We start from the raw sequence: 17738 nt of genomic DNA on the forward strand, positions 1-17738 counted from the left end.
CGTCCCGCCCCGGCGCGGCCGAGCGCGGCGGGCGCCAGCATCGGGACGGCGGCGGTGCCGTGCCGGTCGAACCAGGCGCGGGCGGCGCGCCCGGCCTGCTTGAGCCGGGCGTGCCAGTCGGCCATGCACCAGGCGACCTCGTCGCTCAGGTACGGCAGCAGGATCCAGCCGAGCCTCGCCGGGTCGCGGCTCGCGACGTCCAATGCGGCGTCCAGCGCGTCCGGCCCGAACCGCGCGACGACCACGGGCATCCATTCGTGGACGTGGCCGACGTGGGGCGGCTTCCAGCCGGGCAGCAGCGGCCGCACCAGTTCCTCGGGCGCCTCCAGGAAGAGCATCGGCTGGGACGCGGCGGGCAGGTCGCCCGCCTCGAACTTCTTCACCTGCTGATGCCATGAGAGCTTCTCCGCCCATCGCCACCGGTGGTGAAGGTCGACGGTCCACTCCTCGCGCTCCCCCGGCGCCCAGTGGACGGAACGCGTCCCGGGCGGCGTCAGCCCCTTGATGACCACGGGCTTGGTCTTCGCCCTGGGACGGGTCCATGGCGGGTCCACGAGCGGCGCCGGAAGGGCGTCGGCGTCGGGCAGCCGGACGGACGACTCGCGGACCGCGCCGATCGCGGCGCGCGCCTTCTCGGGGAGGACGGGGAGCATCGCGTCCACGAGGTCCGGGTGGGTGAGCAGGTGCGCGGACAGCAGCTCGGCGGCCCCGGGCGCGTCCGCCGCACCGGCCAGCAACCGCAGCGCCCGCGCCGGGTAGCGCCGCGCCGCGCGGATCGCCGCGGCCGGGACGTACCGGCGGCCGAGCCGGTCGGCGAGGGCCTGGAACGCCGCGTCGACGGGCAGCTCGACGAGGGTGTCCAGCAGCCTGCGGGCCGTGTCGGCGTCGAGGTACTCGTCGTCCAGGGCCTGCGCCACCAGCGGCACCACGGCCTCCGGGCCGATTCCCTCCACGAGGGTGGCGATGACGTGCTCGCCCCGGCCGTAGTAGTCGAGTGGAAGCCCGGCCAGTGCGGGCTGGTGCGGCGCTCCAAGAGAGCAGAAGAACATCCAGCGCAGGGACACCTCCTCCGGGACGACCGTCGGCGGAGCGGCGCAGACGTCGTCGACCCAGTCCGTCTGGGTCGGCACTAGGTAGGAGGCGACCATCTTGTGCAGCGGGGTTCGGCGGCTGGGTGCCAGGCGGTCCACGGCCGCGTCGTACACGGCGTCGTCCGCCGCCGCGAGGAGGGCGCGCAGCCGCAGCGCCATGCGCTCGGCCACCCACCACTGGCCGTACCGGTCGCCGGGACGGCGCACCCGCACGCCCGTCCACGTCTCCTGCCGCCCGGCGACGCGGAAGTCCGAGATGATCTCGAACATCTCGACGCAGGCGGACGCGGCGAACGGAAGCCCGTGGTCGAGCGCCCACAGGTCCCCGAAGGCCACCGGCTGCTTCCGCTTGCCGACCACGACCTGCGTGACGACGGCCGCGCCCAGCGGGTCGGCCTCCCCGCGCAGGTACGCGCGCGCCCGCCCGGCCAGCAGCGGGTCCGTGCCGGGCAGCGACAGGACCTCCTCGACGTCCGCGCGCGCGTCCTCGATGAGCGCACGCGCCTCCTCCGCCGCCGCCTTTTCCGGTACCGCCTTTTCCAGTACCGCCTTCTCCGGTGCGGGGCGCGTGGCCGGGGCGCGGTCCGCCGCCGGGCGGTCGCGTCGGGGCTGCACCAGGCGGCGCCACGCGTCCGGCATCACCAGGACGTCCTCGGCGGACACGTCAGGAAGCGGCGACGAGGGCGACGAGGACGGGGCAACGGCAGATGGGAGCCGTGTCATGCTCATGGCGCCCCACCGTAGGGGAGATCACCGACATACCGCCCTCGTCATGGTCCGGACCCCGACGGAGCGGAACGGTCACTCCGCGGCGAGCCAGTCCGCCTCGACGCGTTCGGCGACCTTGCGGGCGGCGATGAGGACGGGGTCCCAGACGGGCGAGAACGGCGGCGCATACCCGAGGTCGAGGCCCGTCATCTCCTCCACCGTCATGCCGTTCCACAGCGCGATGGCCAGGCCGTCCACGCGTTTGGCCGCGCCCTCCTCACCGACGATCTGCGCTCCGAGGAGGCGGCCCGTGCGGCGTTCGGCGACCAGCTTCGTCCTCATCTCGGTGGCGCCCGGGTAGTACCCCGCGCGCGTGGTCGACGCGACGACCGCGCTCACCGTCTCGAAGCCCGCCTCGGCCGCCTCCCGCTCGTTGAGGCCGGTCCGCGCGACCTCCACCTGGCAGATCTTGGCGACGGCGGTGCCGACGACGCCGGGGAACGTCGCGTATCCGCCGCCGAGGTTGATCCCCGCGACGCGGCCCTGCTTGTTGGCGTGCGTGCCGAGCGCGATCGCGGCCGGGCCGCCGGTGACGAGGTGGCGGGTCTCGGCGCAGTCGCCCGCGGCCCACACCCGCTCGGCGCGGGCGCGCATGCGCCGGTCGGTGACGATCCCGCCCGTCGGGCCGACCGGGATTCCGGCGGCACGGGCCAGGTCGGTGCCGGGCCGCACGCCCAGCCCGAGGACGACCAGGTCGGCGGGCAGCGTCCGGGCGGCGGTCCGCACCGCGGTCACACGACCGCCGGAGGTGTCGAAGCCCTCGACGGGCTCGCCCAGGTGGAGGGCGACGCCGATGCCGCGGAGGGCGTCGGCGACGAGGGCGCCCATGTCGGCGTCGAGCGTGCGCATCGGCTGGTCAGCCGCGTCCACGAGGGCAACCTCCAGGCCGCGGGCGACCAGCGCCTCGGCCATCTCCAGGCCGATGTACCCGCCGCCGACGACGACCGCGCGGCGCGGCCCCGCGTCGAGCGCGCGGCGCAGGGCGACGCCGTCGTCGAGGATCTGGACGCCGTGGACGCCGCCGGCGTCCGCGCCGGGCAGCGGCGGCCGCACCGGCACCGCGCCGGTGGCGACCATCAGGTGGTCGTAGTGCTCCCAGCGCTCGCCGCCGTCCGCCAGGTCGCGGACCCGTACCCGGCCGCCGTCCAGATCGATCTCGGTGGCCTCGGTGCGCGGCCGCAGGTCGATGCCGCGGTCACGGAACTCGGCGGGGGTGCGCGCGATGAGCCGGTCGAGGTCGCTCACGGCGCCGCCGACGTAGTACGGGATCCCGCAGGCCGAGTAGGACGCGTGCCGGCCGCGCTCGACGACGGTGATCTCCAGGTCGTCCGCGTCGCGCCGCCGGCGGGCCTGCGACGCCGCGCTCATCCCCGCCGCGTCGCCCCCGATGACGAACAGCCGCTCTCGTCCCGCCATGCCCGCGCCCCCGTCCCCGGTCGATCGCTCCCGAGGGTACCGGCGGGTTCCGGGCGCGCGCGGGCGGGCCCGTCACAGCCCGTAGACGCGCCGGGCGTTGCCGGACGCGGCGAGCGCGGCGACGCGCTCGGCGTCCGCCGCCGTCCACGCGCCGTCGTCCACGCCCTCGGCGAGCAGGCCCGCGAGGCCGCGGCGGAACAGCAGCGCCCCCAGGTGGTACAGCTCGGCCAGCCCGAACGCGTCGGAGGAGTACAGCACCTTCCCGAACGGCGCCAGCTCCAGCAGCTCGGCCAGCAGGACGGGGGCGCGGTGCCCGAGGTTGTGGGTGGCCAGCCCGGCGTCCACGTACACGTTCGGGAGCACCTGCGCGAGATAGCCCGCCTGGCGGTGGAACGGGTAGTTGTGCAGCAGCATCGCGGGCGTGCCCGCGCGGTCCAGGGCGCTCAGCAGGTCGACGAGCAGGAGGGGATCGCCGCGCCGCAGGTCGGCGTCGACGTCGCCGAGGCCGACGTGGAACTGCACCGGCAGCCCGGCGTCGGACGCGCACCACACGAGGAAACGGTGCAGGACCTCGTCGTGGACGCGCGGAGCCTTCTGCCGCAGCAGCCGTCCCGCCGCCGCCATCACCTCGGTGTCCGGCGGGCGTTCCCCGGTCAGTTCGAGCCCCGCCCGGTAGGCCGCGACGGACTTGGCCCCGGCCGCGCCGCGCGCCGCGACGCGGGCCCGCACCTCGTCGGCGAACCCGCCGGCGCCGGCGCCGGAGGCGGCCACCTCCTCCGCGACCCGCTCCAGCCGGACGATCTCGTGCGCTGGCGCCCCGGCGAGCCGGCCGAGATCGGGAGGGTCGAGCATCGACCGCGGGGTGTGCCCCGTGTCGACGCACAGGGCCTCCAGCCCGGTGGCCGCGAGGAACCGGCGGTTGACCTCCGCCGCGCCCAGCTCGGCGCGCCGCGCCAGATAGTCGTCCGGCTCGGCGTGGGCGTCCAGGTCCAGGACGGGCGGGCACCAGCGCCGCAACGCGAACCCGATCTGCGAGTCGAACGGGCTGACCCCCGGCGGGCCGCCGGTGTCGGCCTCGGTGAGCAGGCCCTCGAACTCCGCGCGGTCGAGGTCGGTGTCCAGGACGCCGTGGCAGTGGTGGTCGACGAGCCCGACCGACTCCAGCCATTCGAGCACGACACCCCTCTCCCTTCCTGTCCTCGGCCCGCGGTTCTTCCTACGATGCCCGTGTGGGGCCGCGCCACCCCTCCAGCCCATCGCCGACTCCGACCAGGAGCCTGACCGTGACGACTGAACCCGGCCGGCCCGACGTCCCCCCGACCACGCCGCCGGAAGGCGGGGGGCCCGACGGCGGGAACCCGGCGCTCGGCGGCTTCGAGACCGCCGCGCTCGACGCCGCCGAACGCGCCAGGCTCGGCCACCGCGCCGCCGAGGCCGCCCGCCGGCTCGCCGGGCAGGACATCGTCGCCGTCGCCCTCACCTGGGTGGACGTCGGCGGGATCACCCGGACCAAGACCGTGCCGGTGCAGCGCTTGGAGCACGCCGCCTCGTGGGGCGTCGGCATGGCGCCGTCGTTCGACGTGTTCCTGCTGGACGACTCGATCGTCTCGGGCCGCTACATCGGCGGCCCCGCCGGCGACCTGCGGCTGCACCCCGACCTCGACCGGCTCGTCCCGATGGCCGCGCTGCCCGGCTGGGCGCACGCCCCCGCCTCCCGGTACGCGCAGGACGGCACCGTCCATCCGCTGGACGCCCGCGCCCTGCTGCGCCGCGAGACCGACCGGCTCGCGGCCGGCGGCTGGTCGGTGCGGACCGCGTTCGAGATCGAATGGGCGGTGTCGGACGCGGCCGGGTACAAGGCCACGGCCTCGGCCGGGGGCACCGGCGGCTTCAGCCCCGCCTGCCACGGCCCCGCCTACGGGATGACGCGGATCAGCGAGCTGTCCCGTTACCTGCGCGACCTTCTCCGGGCGCTCCAGGCGTCGGGCGTGTCGGTGGACCAGCTGCACCCCGAGTACGCCGCCGGGCAGTACGAGCTGTCGGTCGCCGCCGAGGACCCGGTCGGCGCCGCCGACACCGCCGTGCTCGTCCGGGAGACGATCCGGGCGGTGTCCTTCGACCACGACCTGGCCGCCTCGTTCTCCCCCAAGGTGGAGGCGGACCGGGTCGGCAACGGCGGCCACGTCCACCTCAGCCTGTGGCGCGAGGACGGCGGCGACGGCGCGGGCGCCCCGGGCACGGGCGCGGGCACGGGCGCCGTCAACGCCATGGCGGGCGGCACCGGGCCGTACGGCATGACGCCCGCGGGCGAGGCGTTCGCCGCCGGGATCCTCGCCCGGCTGCCCGCCCTGCTCGCCATCGGCGCGCCCTCGGTGGCCAGCTACCTGCGGCTCGTCCCCTCGCACTGGGCCGGAGCGTACTCCTGCTGGGGCCTGGAGAACCGCGAGGCGGCGCTGCGGTTCATCACCGGCGCGGCGGGCGAGCGGGCGACCGCGGCGAACCTGGAGGTCAAGTGCTTCGACGGCGCCGCCAACCCCTACCTCGCGCTGGCGGCGCTGCTGGCCGCCGGCCGCGCCGGGGTCGGCGCCGGGGCCGTCCTGCCGGCCCCGTTCGACGCCGACCCGGCCGGACTGCCCGCCGCTGAACGGGCCGCGCGCGGCATCGCGCCGCTGCCGTCCTCGCTCGGCGAAGCGGTCGCGGCCTTCGAAGCCGACGGCGTGCTCCGGGAGGCGCTGGGCGAGGCCGTCACCGACACGGTCACGGCGGTCCGCCGAGGCGAGATCGCCCTCCTGGACGGCGCGACCCCCCAAGAGGTCGCCGCCGCCACCCGCTGGCGGCATTAACTATTTCAATCCCGGCCCACTTCGCTCGCTGGCGCTCGCTTCGTGACCGTGCTTGTGCGAGCGCGAATCGCTTCGCGATCTTCCCGGCGGGGGCTCGCCTTCGGCGTCGCCCCCGACGGTCAGTTAGCGCGCTCGCGTGACGGTTGAGGAGTCCTGTGAGACACGCCCTTGGCCGGCCACCGACTGCCCCTGGCCTCGCCGCATGGGCGGTGGGTTGTGGTTTCGCGGAGATGTCGGGAGCGGAGCTGGTGTAATGGTTTTAGGTAGTATGTCTTTTACTTCATGGTGGGGAACCGGGAGCCGTCGCGATGCGGGTCAGTGGGTACAGGAGCCACGGGGTGGCCGCCGCCGTGGCGCTCGTCAACGCCACGACCAGCACCGGCGGCGACGACTCGGCGGACGCGCTGCGGCGGTTGCTGCGCGACAACCAGTTCTTCTGGCAGGAGTTCGACCCCCGCGACGCGGGCGACTTCCGGCGCTGGGGCCGGACGCTGCGCCCGTTCTTCGAGATGCCCGGGATCGAGGCGGCCATGGCGCTGCTGAACTCGCTGATGCTGGAGATCCCGATGCACCCCCACCTCGCCGAACACGAGCCCCACGGCCTGCACATGCACTACGCCCCGCCCTCGTCCGGGCTCCCGCACCGCTTCCGCGCCACCACCCTGATGAACCTCGCCGAGCTGGTCGTCGAGCACGGCCTCACCCGGACCGGCGTGTGCGCCGCCGACGGCTGCGACCGCGTCTACGCCGACACCTCGCGGGCCGGGCGCCGCCGCTTCTGCTCCGACGCGTGCGCGAACCGCACCAACGTCGCCGCCTTCCGCGCCCGACACCGCTCCTGATCCGCTCCGTCCGGGGAATCACCGCGCATGCGGGGGTTTCGCTCCCGATTTGCTTGGTACCGGGAAGAAGGTGGGGACGAATCCCCTGACCAGTACCCGACCGGGAGTCACCGCGCACACCGATGTCCTTCGCCTTCCTCCGCCCACGCCGCCGCACCGACCGTTCGCCGCTCCAGGTGACGACGGAGGTGCAGTCCACCGCGTTCCGCATCGCCCGCCTGACCCTCACCGCCGTCGCCGCGTTCGTGCTGGCGATGACGCTGCTGCCGGGCGGCGGGGCGCAGCCGCTGTTGGCGCCGCTGACCGCGCTGCTCGTCGTCCAGTACTCGGTGTACCAGACGATCAAGTCGAGCCTGCTGCGGGTGGCGTCCGTCACCGCCGGGGTGCTGGTGGCGGTGCTGTTCGCCGGGACGGTCGGGTTCTCCTGGTGGAGCCTCGGCCTCACCGTCCTCGCCGCGCTCGTGATCGGGCACGTGATGCGCCTCGGCGACCACGTCCTGGAGGTGCCGATCAGCGCGATGCTGATCTTCGCGCTGGGCGCGGCCAGCGGGTCGGCCGCCGCCGACCGGGTGCTGGAGACGCTGCTCGGCACCGCCACGGGACTGGTGGCGACGCTGGTGGTGCCGACCGTGCGGGTGCGGCCCGCCGAGGAGGCCGTCCAGGACGTCGCGGAGCGGCTGCGGGTGCTGATCGGCCGGATCGCCGACGATCTCGGCGGTGAGCGCACCGACGGCGAGGCGCGCCGCTGGCAGGAGGACGCCGAGCGGCTCGCCCGCGAGATCGGCCGCACCGACCGGGAGCTCGGCGCCGCCGAGGAGAGCGTCCGGCTCAACCCGCGGGCGCGGCGGCTCATCGACGCGGGCGTCGCGCTCCGGCACGCCGTCGAGACGATGGAGCACTTCACGCTGTCGCTGCGCGGGCTGACCCGCTCGCTCGCCGACGACGAGCGGCTCGGCGCGCACGGCCGGCTGCTGCGCGACCCCGTGCTGCGCCCGCAGCTCGCCGACGCGCTGGCGGGCATCGCCACCAGCATCGGCGCCTTCGGCCGGCTCGCCCGCGCCGACCTCTCCCGCGACGCGCGCCCGTTCAAGGCCGAGCAGGAGCTGGAGGTGCGGGTCGACATCGCCCGGGAGCGCCGCGCGCGGCTCGCCCGGGAGCTGCACGAGCGGGTCGCGGCGGGCGGCCTGTGGCCGCTGTACGGGGAGGTCGCCATGGACCTCGACCGGCTCATCGAGCACCTGCGGGTCGAGCACCGCAGCCGCGCCCGCGAGCACTGGCGGCGGCACCGCGGCGCGACCCGGCACCTGCCCGAGCGGCCCGTCCGCGTCGTCCGGCAGGCCGGTCACCAGCTCCGCAAGGCCGCCGAGTCCGCCGTGGCCGCGGCCGAGCGCAACGCGCGCGAGTCGGCCGAGGACCCCTTCCGCTGACACGTCCCCGGAAAAGGGGCAGAGGCCCGTCCCAGGGGGGAGTGGGAACGGGCCTCTGCGTGGGTGCGGCCGGGGGGTGGGTCCGGCGCGGTTGGTCCTGCGCGGATGGTTCCGCGCGGTCTAGCGGTAGGTCGGCTCCAGCACGTCGACGCCACGGGTGTTGTCGGCGACGTACACGTACTTGCCGTGCCAGTACGGCTGCCAGGACGCGGCGTCCGCGGGCCGGTAGTACGCGAGCTGCTTCGGGTTCGTGGGGTCGCGGACGTCCAGGAACCGCGTCCCCTGCGAGTAGTAGGACTGCACGATCACTCCGTCGCGGACGTCGAAGTAGTGCGCCGAGCAGTCCGTGCTCACCGGGTCGCTGCCCTCCTTGCCCGCCACGCCCCAGGTGGAGACGGTGTGCAGGCGGAACTTCTTGTCCGGGGTGGAGCGCCAGCCCTCACCGCCGTAGGAGCCCTCCAGGGACGCGATGACGAGGAGCCCGTCGTTCGCGCAGCCCTCGTTGAACGTCTCCTCCGTCACGTACAGCAGCTTGCCGTTGCCCCAGGCGCGCGGGTCGGCGGCCTGACCGCGGGTGCGGCCGACCGCGCGGAAGCTGTTGTGCATGAACGTGGAGTTGGTCGTGGCCTCGTCGAGCCCGCCGCCCGCGTACGGGACGGGGTCCACCGCGGTGGCCCTGCGCCACTTCTTCTTCAGCGGGTCGTAGTGGCGGCCGGTCGTGTAGTAGCCGCGGACGCCGCCGCGCCCGGACGCCCAGGCGACGCCGTCGGAGTCGACCTGGATGTCATGGGTGTAGTCGGTCTTGCCGTCGTTGCGGCCCGTGTCGATGGGGTCCTTGAAGACCTTCGGGTGGGCCGGGTCGCGCACGTCCGTCACCCAGACGGGGCGGCCGCCCCAATCGGCGGGCATCCAGCTCGCCTTGGACGGTCCGCCCGTCCACAGGTAGCGGCAGTCGTCGACGCACGTCGTGGTGTGCCCGGCCGGGACCTGGACGTAGGTGATCTGCCGCAGGCTCTCGGGCTTGGAGGCGTCCACGACGTAGACGCCGGACTCGCCCGTCGCCGTGGTCCCGCCGAACGCGCGCGGGTCCCGGGACAGATAGATGATCTTGCGCTTGGGATCGAAGTCGGTGTCCTCGGTCTCCCACATGCCGGGCATGTTCAGCTGCCCGACCAGTTTGGGGACGCGCGGGTCGGCGGTGATGTCGTACGCCTTCAGCCCGAACTGGCCGGTCGCGTACATGACCGTCCGCTTATGCCGGCCGTGGCCGTAGTCGATGAACATCAGCGAGATGGCGCCCTTGGCGTCGGTCACCCCGCCGACGCGGCGCACGTTCCTGATCGCTTCGGACGCCTTGCGCGCCGCGGGGTCCACACGGCGGTAGTGGCCGGAGTGGCCGCCGCCCTGCCCCTCCCCCTGGGCCGAGGCGGTCTGGTTGGTCTGCGAGTTTCCGGGTTCGGGCGGGCACGCCCAGGCCGTGCCGGCCATGACGGCCAGGGACGCGGCGACGGCGCCGCCGCCCTGGACCAGCCGCCGTGTCCGGCGAGATGTGCGGGGGAGCATCGAGCCTCCACTTCCAACGATCCGCGCGGAAAGATCCACGCGGAAAGATCCACGCAGCGCCCAGTGTGACCAGTGAGCGGTTCGTGATCAACAGTGCCGGATGTCACGAATTGGCCTCAGCACCGTCAAGGCAGGTGGCGCATGTCGTCGCCGGGTGACCGGTAGGTCCATGGTCGCTCTTCCGTCACCGGATGATCGTGCCGTACGCTCGCGGCGTCCTGCCGCCACAGCTCCGGGAGGGGCCGTTGAAGAGCGCTCCGCGCACCGCCGCCCTGGTCATCGGTGCCGCGGTGGCGCTGGTGGCCCCCGTCCTGGCCCTCAAGGCGTGGAGCGACCCGGCCGATCCGCGGATCTCGGTGGGCGCGGCGCCGCCCGCCACCCTGCTGCCCGGCGACGTCCGCGACGCGACCGGACGGATGATCGCGGGCGCGGTGTGGACGGGCCTGGTCTCCACCGACCCGGCGTCCGGCGCGCCCGTCATGGCCGCCGCCGAGTCGGTCACGAGCACCGACCGGAAGGTCTGGACGGTCCGGCTGCGCGCCGGTGGCACGTTCCACGACGGATCGCCGGTCACGTCCCGCTCGTTCACCGGCGCCTGGACGGCCGTGCTGCGCGAGGGCTGGGCGGGCGCCCGGCTGATCTCGGACGTCGCGCGCGTGAAGGGCGCCGGGGACGTCCCGGCGGCGCACGGCGGCGGGACGGGCGGGAAGCCCGGCGGCGCGGGCGCGCGGGACGAGGTCGCGGGCCTGCGGGTCAGGGACGAGCGGACCTTCGAGGTGACGCTCGACCGCCCGCTGAGCGGGTTCCCGGCGCTGCTCGGCGACCCGGCGTTCCTGCCGCTGCCGGACGGCGTCCTGCGGTCGCGCGACTGGGCGGGCTACGGGCGCGCTCCCGCCGGAAACGGCCCGTTCCGGATCGTGTCCCGCGACGCCGGGGAGATCGTGCTGCGGCGACCGTCGGACGACCGGGAGATCGCCGTGCGCTCCATGGCGGACCCGGCCCGCCAGTACGCCGCCGCCGAGGCCGGGGACCTGGACGTCGCCACACTCGTCCCGGCCGCCCGGCACGAGTCGATGGACGCCGACTTCCGCGACCGCCACCGCGCCGTCCCCGGCCGGAACGTGACCTACCTGGCGTTCCCCTCCCGGGTGGAGCGCCTCGCCTCGCCCACGGTGCGGCAGGCGCTGTCGATGGCGATCGACCGCTCCGCCGTGACCGAGGGCCCGCTCGGACACCAGTACTCCCCCGCCGACTCCCTGGTCGCCCCCGGCATCCGCCTCGGGCACCGGGACGGCCAGTGCCGCATGTGCGTCCACGACTCGCGGGCGGCGTCCGCGGCGCTGGCCGACGCGGGCGGCCTGACCGGTCCGCTGTCCCTCTGGTACCAGGCGGGCTCGGGCGACGACGCGTGGGTGAAGGCCGTCGCCGACCAGCTCGCGCGGGAACTCAAGCTCGACGCGCGCCCGCGGCCCGTCCCCGACCTGCGCAAGGCCCTGGAGCGCGGCGAGGTGGACGGCCCGTTCGTGCTGCGCTCGACCGCCGCCTACCCGGCCCCGGTCGCGTCCCTCGTGCCGCTGCTGGACGCCGGGACCGGCTACACCGACCGCTACACGACCGGCCTGGTCACGCGGGCCGAGGACGCCGCCGCCCCCGGCGAGGGCGTGATCCCCGCGCGGCTCGCCGAGAGCGCGCTGCTGCGCGACATGCCCGCGATGCCGCTGTGGTCCGCGCACGACCACCTCGTGTGGTCCGAGCGCGTCCGCGGCGTCACCGCGGACGCGTTCACCGGCCTCCACCTGGACCGGCTGGCCCTCAAGGACTGACGCGCGCCGGGCTAGGCGAGGCGGTGGGCCAGGGCGGTGTGGCGGCGGCCCGCTCCGGCGGTGCGGACGGCCGCGGCGAGGGCGCGGCGCGAGCCGACGAGGACGACGAGCCTCTTCGCCCGGGTGATGCCCGTGTAGAGGAGGTTGCGGCGCAGCATCGTCCACGCGCCGGTCGTGAGCGGGATGACGACCGCGGGGTATTCGCTGCCCTGCGAGCGGTGGATGGTGATGGCGTAGGCGTGGGCCAGCTCGTCCAGCTCGTCGAAGGCGTAGGGGATGCTCTCGTCCTCGTCGGTCAGGACGGTGAGCGTCTGTTCCTCCGCCGAGACCGCGGTGACGACGCCGACCGTCCCGTTGAAGACCCCCGCCTCGCCCTTGTCGTAGTTGTTGCGCAGCTGGGTGACCTTGTCGCCCACGCGGAAGACGCGCCCGCCGTAGCGGCGTTCGGGGCGGGCGTCGTCGTGCGGGGTGAGGGCCTCCTGGAGGAGCGCGTTGAGCGCGCCCGCCCCGGCGGCGCCGCGGTGCATGGGCGCGATGACCTGGACGTCGCGCCGGGGGTCCAGGCCGAATCTGCGCGGGATGCGGTTGGCGATAACGTCCACGGTGAGCTCGGCGGCCTCCTCCTGCTCCTCGCAGGGGAACAGGAAGAAGTCGGGGTAGCCGCGGGTGTGGGGGTGCTCGCCGGAGTTGACGCGGTGCGCGTTGACGACGATCCCCGACTGCTGGGCCTGCCGGAACACCCGCGTCAGCCGCACGCGGGGGACGGTCTCGGCGGCCAGCAGGTCGGCGAGCACCTCGCCGGCGCCGACGGAGGGGAGCTGGTCGACGTCCCCGACCAGCAGCAGGTGCGCGCCGCGCGGGATCGCCTTCACCAGCTTGTTGGCCAGGATCAGGTCGACCATCGAGCACTCGTCGACGACGACCAGGTCGGCGTCGAGTGGGGCGTCCTGGTCGTACTTGGCGTCGCCGCCGGGCTGGAGCTGGAGCAGGCGGTGCACGGTGGCGGCCTCGTGGCCGGTCAGCTCGGCGAGGCGCTTGGCGGCGCGGCCCGTCGGCGCCACCAGGACGATCTTGGCGTTCTTCGCGGCGGCCAGCTCCACGACCGAGCGGACGGTGAAGCTCTTCCCGCAGCCGGGCCCGCCGGTGAGGACCGCGACCTTGGACGTCAGGGCGAGCCTGACCGCCTCCTCCTGCTCGGGCGCCAGCTCGGTGCCGGTGCGCTCCTTCAGCCAGGGGAGGGCCTTGTCCCAGTCGACGGCGGCGAACGCCGCGAGCCGGTCGGCGGGCGCCTCCAGCAGCTCGCGCACGCCGCGGGCCAGGGAGCGCTCCGCGCGGTGGAACGGGACGAGGTAGACGGCCGGGATCGTCGCCGCGTCGTCCCCGGCGCCGGGGATCGGCTCGCGGACGACGCCCTCCCCCTCCACCAGCTCGTCCAGGGCCGGGCCGATCAGCTCGCGCGGCACGCCGAGGATCTTCTCGGCGGCGGTGACGAGGTTCGGCTCGGGCAGGAAGCAGTGCCCGTCGTCGGCGGCCTCCGACAGCGTGTACTGGAGCCCCGCCTTGACGCGCTCGGGGCTGTCGTGCGGGATGCCGACGGCCTGCGCGATCGTGTCGGCCGTCTTGAACCCGATGCCCCACACGTCCGCGGCGAGCCGGTAGGGGGTACGGCGCACGGTGTCGACCGACTCGTCCCCGTACTGCTTGTAGATGCGGACGGCGAGCGACGTCGAGACCCCGACGCCCTGGAGGAAGACCATCACCTCCTTGATGGCCTTCTGCTCCTCCCACGCCTCGCCGATCCTCTTGGTGCGCTTGGGGCCGAGGCCGGGCACCTCGACGAGCCGGCCCGGCTCCTCCTCGATGACGCGCAGGATGTCGGTGCCGAAGTGGCCGACCATCCGGTCGGCCATCACCGGCCCGATCCCCTTGATCATTCCGGAGCCGAGGTAGCGGCGGATGCCCTGCACGGTCGCCGGCAGGACGGTGGTGTAGGAGTCGACCTCGAACTGCCGGCCGTACTTCGGATGCGAGCGCCACCGGCCGGTCAGGCGCAGGCTCTCCCCCACCTGGGCGCCGAGCAGCGCGCCCACCACGGTGAGCAGGTCCGCGCCGCTCCGCTCGGTCGCGACGCGCGCGACGGTGTAGCCGGTGTCCTCGTTGGCGTAGGTGACCCGCTCCAGGACGGCCTCCAGGACCGCCGGCCGCGGCGGCGGCCCGGCGGCCCCGTTCGCCCCGGTCCGGTCCGTCATAAACATCATTTTGTCGGATCCCGCCGCCGTACCGGCCCGGCTTTTCTTGATCGAAAACAGAAAGCGCCGGTGGGACGGGGCGGGGAGGGATCAAAGCGGCGGGCGCGGTGGCCGGAACCGGCAACTTTTCTGGATCTTCGCCCGTCCGCGACGTACGTTCCGGGACGCACCCGTACCGCGAGCTCTCGGAGGTCACGCCGGTGTTCCGCTCTCGAATCCCCGCACTGGCGGCGCTGGGCACCACAGCCGTCACGCTGGCCGCGACACTTTCCGTTCCCCCCGCCGCCGTTCCACGCGCCTGGGCCGACTCCCCCACCGCTTCCGACCCCATCGCGGGCTTCACCCCCGCCCACGCGCGCTGGCAGCGCCAGTACGAGAAGCTGCTGAGCGCCGTCCCGTCGGCGGCCGAGGCCCGCTCACTGGACGCCGAACTGGCCTCCGAACCGGGCCTGGCCACGACCACCGGCGACCGCCACCGCGTCGAGCGGATCGTGGCGCGGCTGCGGTCCTACGGCCTCCGGCCCGAGGTGAAGACCTACTACGTCTACGTGTCGAGACCCAAGCGGGTGCGGGTCGAGATCACCGCCCCGCAGCGCCAGGTGCTGCCGGTCAAGGAGAAGCCCCGGCCCTGGCAGAAGCACTTCGAGGACGTCATCCCGTCCCACAACGGCTTGTCGCCGTCGGGGAACGTCCGGGGCGAGGTCGTGTACGCCAACTACGGTCGGCCCGAGGACTTCGCGCTGCTCGCCGAGCGCGGCGTGTCCGTCAAGGGGAAGATCGTCCTCGTCCGGTACGGGCGGGTCTTCCGCGGCATCAAGCCGCGGGAGGCGGGCCGGCACGGCGCCAAGGGCGTGCTCATCTACTCCGATCCGGCCGACGACGGGTTCGTCAAGGGCCCGGTGTACCCGGACGGGCCGTGGCGCGCCCCCGACGGCATCCAGCGCGGCAGCATCGCGCAGATCCAGCTCGCCGCCGGCGACCCGCAGACGCCCGGCTGGCCGTCGGTGAAGGGCGCGCGGCGCGTCAAGCCGTCCGAGGCGCCCATGCTGAGGGGCCTGGTCCCGACGACGCCCATCTCCTACGGCGCCGCCGAGCCGCTGCTGCGGTCCCTGAAGGGCGCGGAGGTACCGAAGGACTGGCAGGGCGGCCTGCCCTTCCCCTACCGGATCGGCCCCGGCGGCACGAAGGTCCACCTGGACCTGAAGAACGACTTCCAGGTGCGCCCGCTGTGGGACGTGACCGTGCGGATCCCCGGCAGCGAGCGCCCCGACCAGGAGGTCATCCTCGGCGGGCACCACGACGCCTGGACGTACGGGAGCGTCGACAACTTGTCCGGGGCGGAGAACGTGCTGCAGGTGGGCCGCGCCTTGGGCAGGCTCCTCAAGCAGGGGTGGCGCCCCAAGCGCACCGTCGTCCTCGCCACTTGGGACGGTGAGGAGTACGGGCTGTTCGGGTCCACCGAGTACGCGGAGGAGAGAGACGCCCAGCTCCGCAAAGCCGTCGCCTACGTGAACATGGACGGCGCCGGCGGCTCGCAGTTCGGGGCCACGGCGACCCCGGCGCTGGACCAGCTGGCCGTCGACGCGTCCAAGGAGGTGCGCTGGCCCGGGACGGACGGCACCCTGTACGAGGCGTGGAAGGCGCAGAACGGCGGCAAGACGCCGGTCTCCCGGATCGGCGGCGGCTCCGACTTCCAGGCCCTCTTCCAGCGGTACGGCGTCCCGGCGATAGACCTGGGCTCCGCCTCGCCCGGATCCGCGGGCAACTACCACTGCTCGTGCGACGACTTCTACTGGACGTCCCACTTCGGCGACCCGACCTTCGAGTACCACGCGTCGATGTCGCGGCTGGTCGGCATAGCCACGCTGCGGCTCGCCAACTCCGACGTGGTGTCGCTGGGGTACCGGCCGTACGCCGTGGAGACCGCCGGTTACCTGGCCGACTTCACCGACGAGCAGCGCAAGCGGCTCGGCTCGGTGGTCGTGGACGTCTCTCGCGACATCGACCAGGCGAAGGCGTGGCAACGCGCCGCGGAGGCGTTGCAAGCGCGCGCGGACGAGGCGCTCCGCAAGGGCGACACGGCCGCGTTCCGACGTCTCAACGACAAGATCATGCAGGCGGAACGGGACCTGCTGGTCGCGTCCGGGCTGCCGGGCCGCCCCTGGTACCGGCACCAGATCTACGCGCCCGGCATCGACACCGGCTACGCGACGCAGCGGCTTCCCGCCCTGTACGACGCCCTGTTCGTCGACAAGGACACCGGCTCCGCCAAGGCGTACGAGGCCCATCTCTACACGAGCCTCCGCGCCGCGACCCGCACACTCACCCCCTGAGGCGACGCGCGGTGAGGCACCGTCCGGCCGGGGCCCGGCTTCCCAGCCCCGGCCGGACGGTCTTCGCGCGGGTCAGCGCCCGGCCAGCGCGGGCGTCTCGCCCGCGGCGACCTCCAGCACGCCGGTCTCGGTGACCAGCGCGGTGACCAGCCGCGCGGGCGTGACGTCGAAGGCCGGGTTGAAGGCGCCCACGCCCCGCGGCGCGGTCCGCGCGCCGTCCGGGCCGAGGATCTCCTCGGCCGGGCGCTCCTCGATCGGCACGCCGCCGCCGTCGGGCAGCGCGAGGTCGACGGTGCTCCACGGCGCCGCGACGACCAGCGGGATCCCGGCGGCGGCGCAGGCCAGCGCCACCCCCACCGAGCCGATCTTGTTGGCGGTGTCGCCGTTGGCGGCGATCCGGTCGGCCCCGATGACGGCGACGTCGGCGAGGCCGCGCAGGATCGTGCTCGGCGCGGCGCCGTCGGCCTGCACCGCGCAGGGGATCCCGGCCCTGGCCAGCTCCCAGGCGGTCAGCCGGGAGCCTTGCAGGAGCGGGCGCGTCTCGTCCACGTAGACGGTCTCGACGCGGCCCCGGCCGTGCAGCTCGCGGACGACGCCGAGCGCCGTCCCCCAGCCGGCGGTGGCGAGCGCCCCGGCGTTGCAGTGGGTGAGGACGCGCAGCGGCCGGTCCCCGGCGCGGCCGAGGATCCAGTCGGCGCCGAACGCGCCGATGGCCCGGTTGCCCCGCACGTCCTCCTCCAGCAGTGCCTGAGCCTCGGCGGCGACCGCCTCGGCGCCCGCCGCCGCGAGCGGGCGGACGCGGTCCACCCCGGCCGCGAGGTTCACCGCCGTCGGCCGGGCGGCGCGGATCCGGGCCACGGCCGCGTCGAGCGCCGCGGCGTCCCAGCCCTCCCGCTCCGCCTGGCGCAGGGCGATCGCCACGCCGAACGCACCGGCGACGCCGAGCGCGGGGGCGCCGCGCACCACCAGCCGCCGGATCGCCTCGACGAGCCCGTCGACGTCGCGGATCACGACGTGCTCCACCCGGCCCGGCAGGACGGTCTGGTCCAGCAGCCGCAGGCCGTCCCCGGTCCACTCCACGGCCCGCACGTCGTGTTCTCTCGCGTCCATCTCCATATCTCCCATTTTGCAGCGAAACCGGCGCGAAGCCTTGTGCCGCAGGGCTTTGCGGTACCCGCCACCCCACCCCACTTCCACTCTGTGACCTGCGATAACTTGACAGATGTCGAACTCGTGTTCGAAATTGTGGAGGACGATCACGGGAGGAGGCGAGAACGTGCCGGAGGCGGCGCCGCGGGAGCTCGCGGGCGCCGGGCGCGCCCGGGACGCGGTGCCCGTGCTGCCCGCGCTGCGCGCGGTCCTGCCCGGGGGCCTGCGCCCCGG

The 17738-nt window shown here is 74.5% G+C and carries 11 protein-coding genes; 5 read left to right on the forward strand and 6 right to left on the reverse strand.

The window, feature by feature from the left end:
* The 3 genes from E1291_RS28260 to E1291_RS28270 form a co-directional block, all read right to left on the reverse strand.
* The coding region (locus tag E1291_RS28260; RefSeq protein ID WP_207400984.1) for a hypothetical protein at window positions 1-1754 on the reverse strand (1754 nt) is incomplete at its 3' end.
* A gap of 138 nt (window positions 1755-1892) precedes the next feature.
* Window positions 1893-3275: an FAD-dependent oxidoreductase gene (locus E1291_RS28265; protein ID WP_131741127.1), complete on the reverse strand. Its 1383-nt coding sequence runs from the start codon at window positions 3273-3275 to the stop codon at window positions 1893-1895.
* A 72-nt stretch (window positions 3276-3347) separates the two neighbouring features.
* Entirely contained in the window at window positions 3348-4451 is a 1104-nt protein-coding gene (locus E1291_RS28270; RefSeq protein ID WP_242614423.1) for an amidohydrolase family protein, read from the reverse strand.
* 107 nt (window positions 4452-4558) lie between these two features.
* Between E1291_RS28270 and E1291_RS28275 the strand changes: the two genes are divergently transcribed.
* From E1291_RS28275 to E1291_RS28285, 3 genes are all read left to right on the forward strand, one after another.
* Window positions 4559-6118, forward strand: a complete 1560-nt coding sequence (locus E1291_RS28275; protein WP_207400985.1) for a type I glutamate--ammonia ligase — start codon at window positions 4559-4561, stop codon at window positions 6116-6118.
* A 338-nt stretch (window positions 6119-6456) separates the two neighbouring features.
* Window positions 6457-6960, forward strand: coding sequence for a CGNR zinc finger domain-containing protein (locus E1291_RS28280; protein ID WP_242614424.1), 504 nt, complete (start codon window positions 6457-6459; stop codon window positions 6958-6960).
* A gap of 122 nt (window positions 6961-7082) precedes the next feature.
* A complete protein-coding gene (locus E1291_RS28285) occupies window positions 7083-8387 on the forward strand; it encodes an FUSC family protein (protein ID WP_131741129.1) in 1305 nt (434 codons plus the stop codon).
* A 120-nt stretch (window positions 8388-8507) separates the two neighbouring features.
* Here E1291_RS28285 and E1291_RS28290 read toward each other — a convergent pair whose 3' ends face one another.
* The gene (locus tag E1291_RS28290; RefSeq protein WP_131741130.1) at window positions 8508-9950 is read right to left on the reverse strand and encodes an LVIVD repeat-containing protein; all 1443 of its coding nucleotides are present in this window, start codon (window positions 9948-9950) and stop codon (window positions 8508-8510) included.
* Window positions 9951-10141: 191 nt separating this feature from the next.
* Between E1291_RS28290 and E1291_RS28295 the strand changes: the two genes are divergently transcribed.
* Window positions 10142-11773, forward strand: coding sequence for a peptide ABC transporter substrate-binding protein (locus tag E1291_RS28295; protein ID WP_131741131.1), 1632 nt, complete (start codon window positions 10142-10144; stop codon window positions 11771-11773).
* Between the two features lie 11 nt (window positions 11774-11784).
* Here E1291_RS28295 and recD2 read toward each other — a convergent pair whose 3' ends face one another.
* The gene (gene recD2 / locus E1291_RS28300) at window positions 11785-14022 is read right to left on the reverse strand and encodes an SF1B family DNA helicase RecD2 (protein WP_131741132.1); all 2238 of its coding nucleotides are present in this window, start codon (window positions 14020-14022) and stop codon (window positions 11785-11787) included.
* A gap of 200 nt (window positions 14023-14222) precedes the next feature.
* Here recD2 and E1291_RS28305 point away from each other — a divergent pair, with 200 nt between their 5' ends.
* Window positions 14223-16355, forward strand: a complete 2133-nt coding sequence (locus E1291_RS28305; RefSeq protein ID WP_131741133.1) for a M28 family peptidase — start codon at window positions 14223-14225, stop codon at window positions 16353-16355.
* A 72-nt stretch (window positions 16356-16427) separates the two neighbouring features.
* Here the strand turns inward: E1291_RS28305 and mtnA are convergent, their stop codons facing one another.
* The gene (gene mtnA, locus E1291_RS28310; RefSeq protein WP_242614425.1) at window positions 16428-17471 is read right to left on the reverse strand and encodes an S-methyl-5-thioribose-1-phosphate isomerase; all 1044 of its coding nucleotides are present in this window, start codon (window positions 17469-17471) and stop codon (window positions 16428-16430) included.
* Between the last annotated feature and the right edge of the window lie 267 nt (window positions 17472-17738).

Source organism: Actinomadura roseirufa (assembly GCF_900659635.1).
Classification (GTDB): domain Bacteria; phylum Actinomycetota; class Actinomycetes; order Streptosporangiales; family Streptosporangiaceae; genus Spirillospora; species Spirillospora roseirufa.

Bases quoted from the DNA above. Each gene is read 5' to 3' on its own strand.
- E1291_RS28265 (WP_131741127.1), bottom strand. From the start codon at position 3,275: ATGGCGGGACGAGAGCGGCTGTTCGTCATCGGGGGCGACGCGGCGGGG.
- E1291_RS28285 (WP_131741129.1), top strand. From the start codon at position 7,083: ATGTCCTTCGCCTTCCTCCGCCCACGCCGCCGCACCGACCGTTCGCCG.
- E1291_RS28290 (WP_131741130.1), bottom strand. From the start codon at position 9,950: ATGCTCCCCCGCACATCTCGCCGGACACGGCGGCTGGTCCAGGGCGGC.
- E1291_RS28295 (WP_131741131.1), top strand. From the start codon at position 10,142: ATGATCGTGCCGTACGCTCGCGGCGTCCTGCCGCCACAGCTCCGGGAG.
- recD2 (WP_131741132.1), bottom strand. From the start codon at position 14,022: ATGACGGACCGGACCGGGGCGAACGGGGCCGCCGGGCCGCCGCCGCGG.
- mtnA (WP_242614425.1), bottom strand. From the start codon at position 17,471: ATGGAGATGGACGCGAGAGAACACGACGTGCGGGCCGTGGAGTGGACC.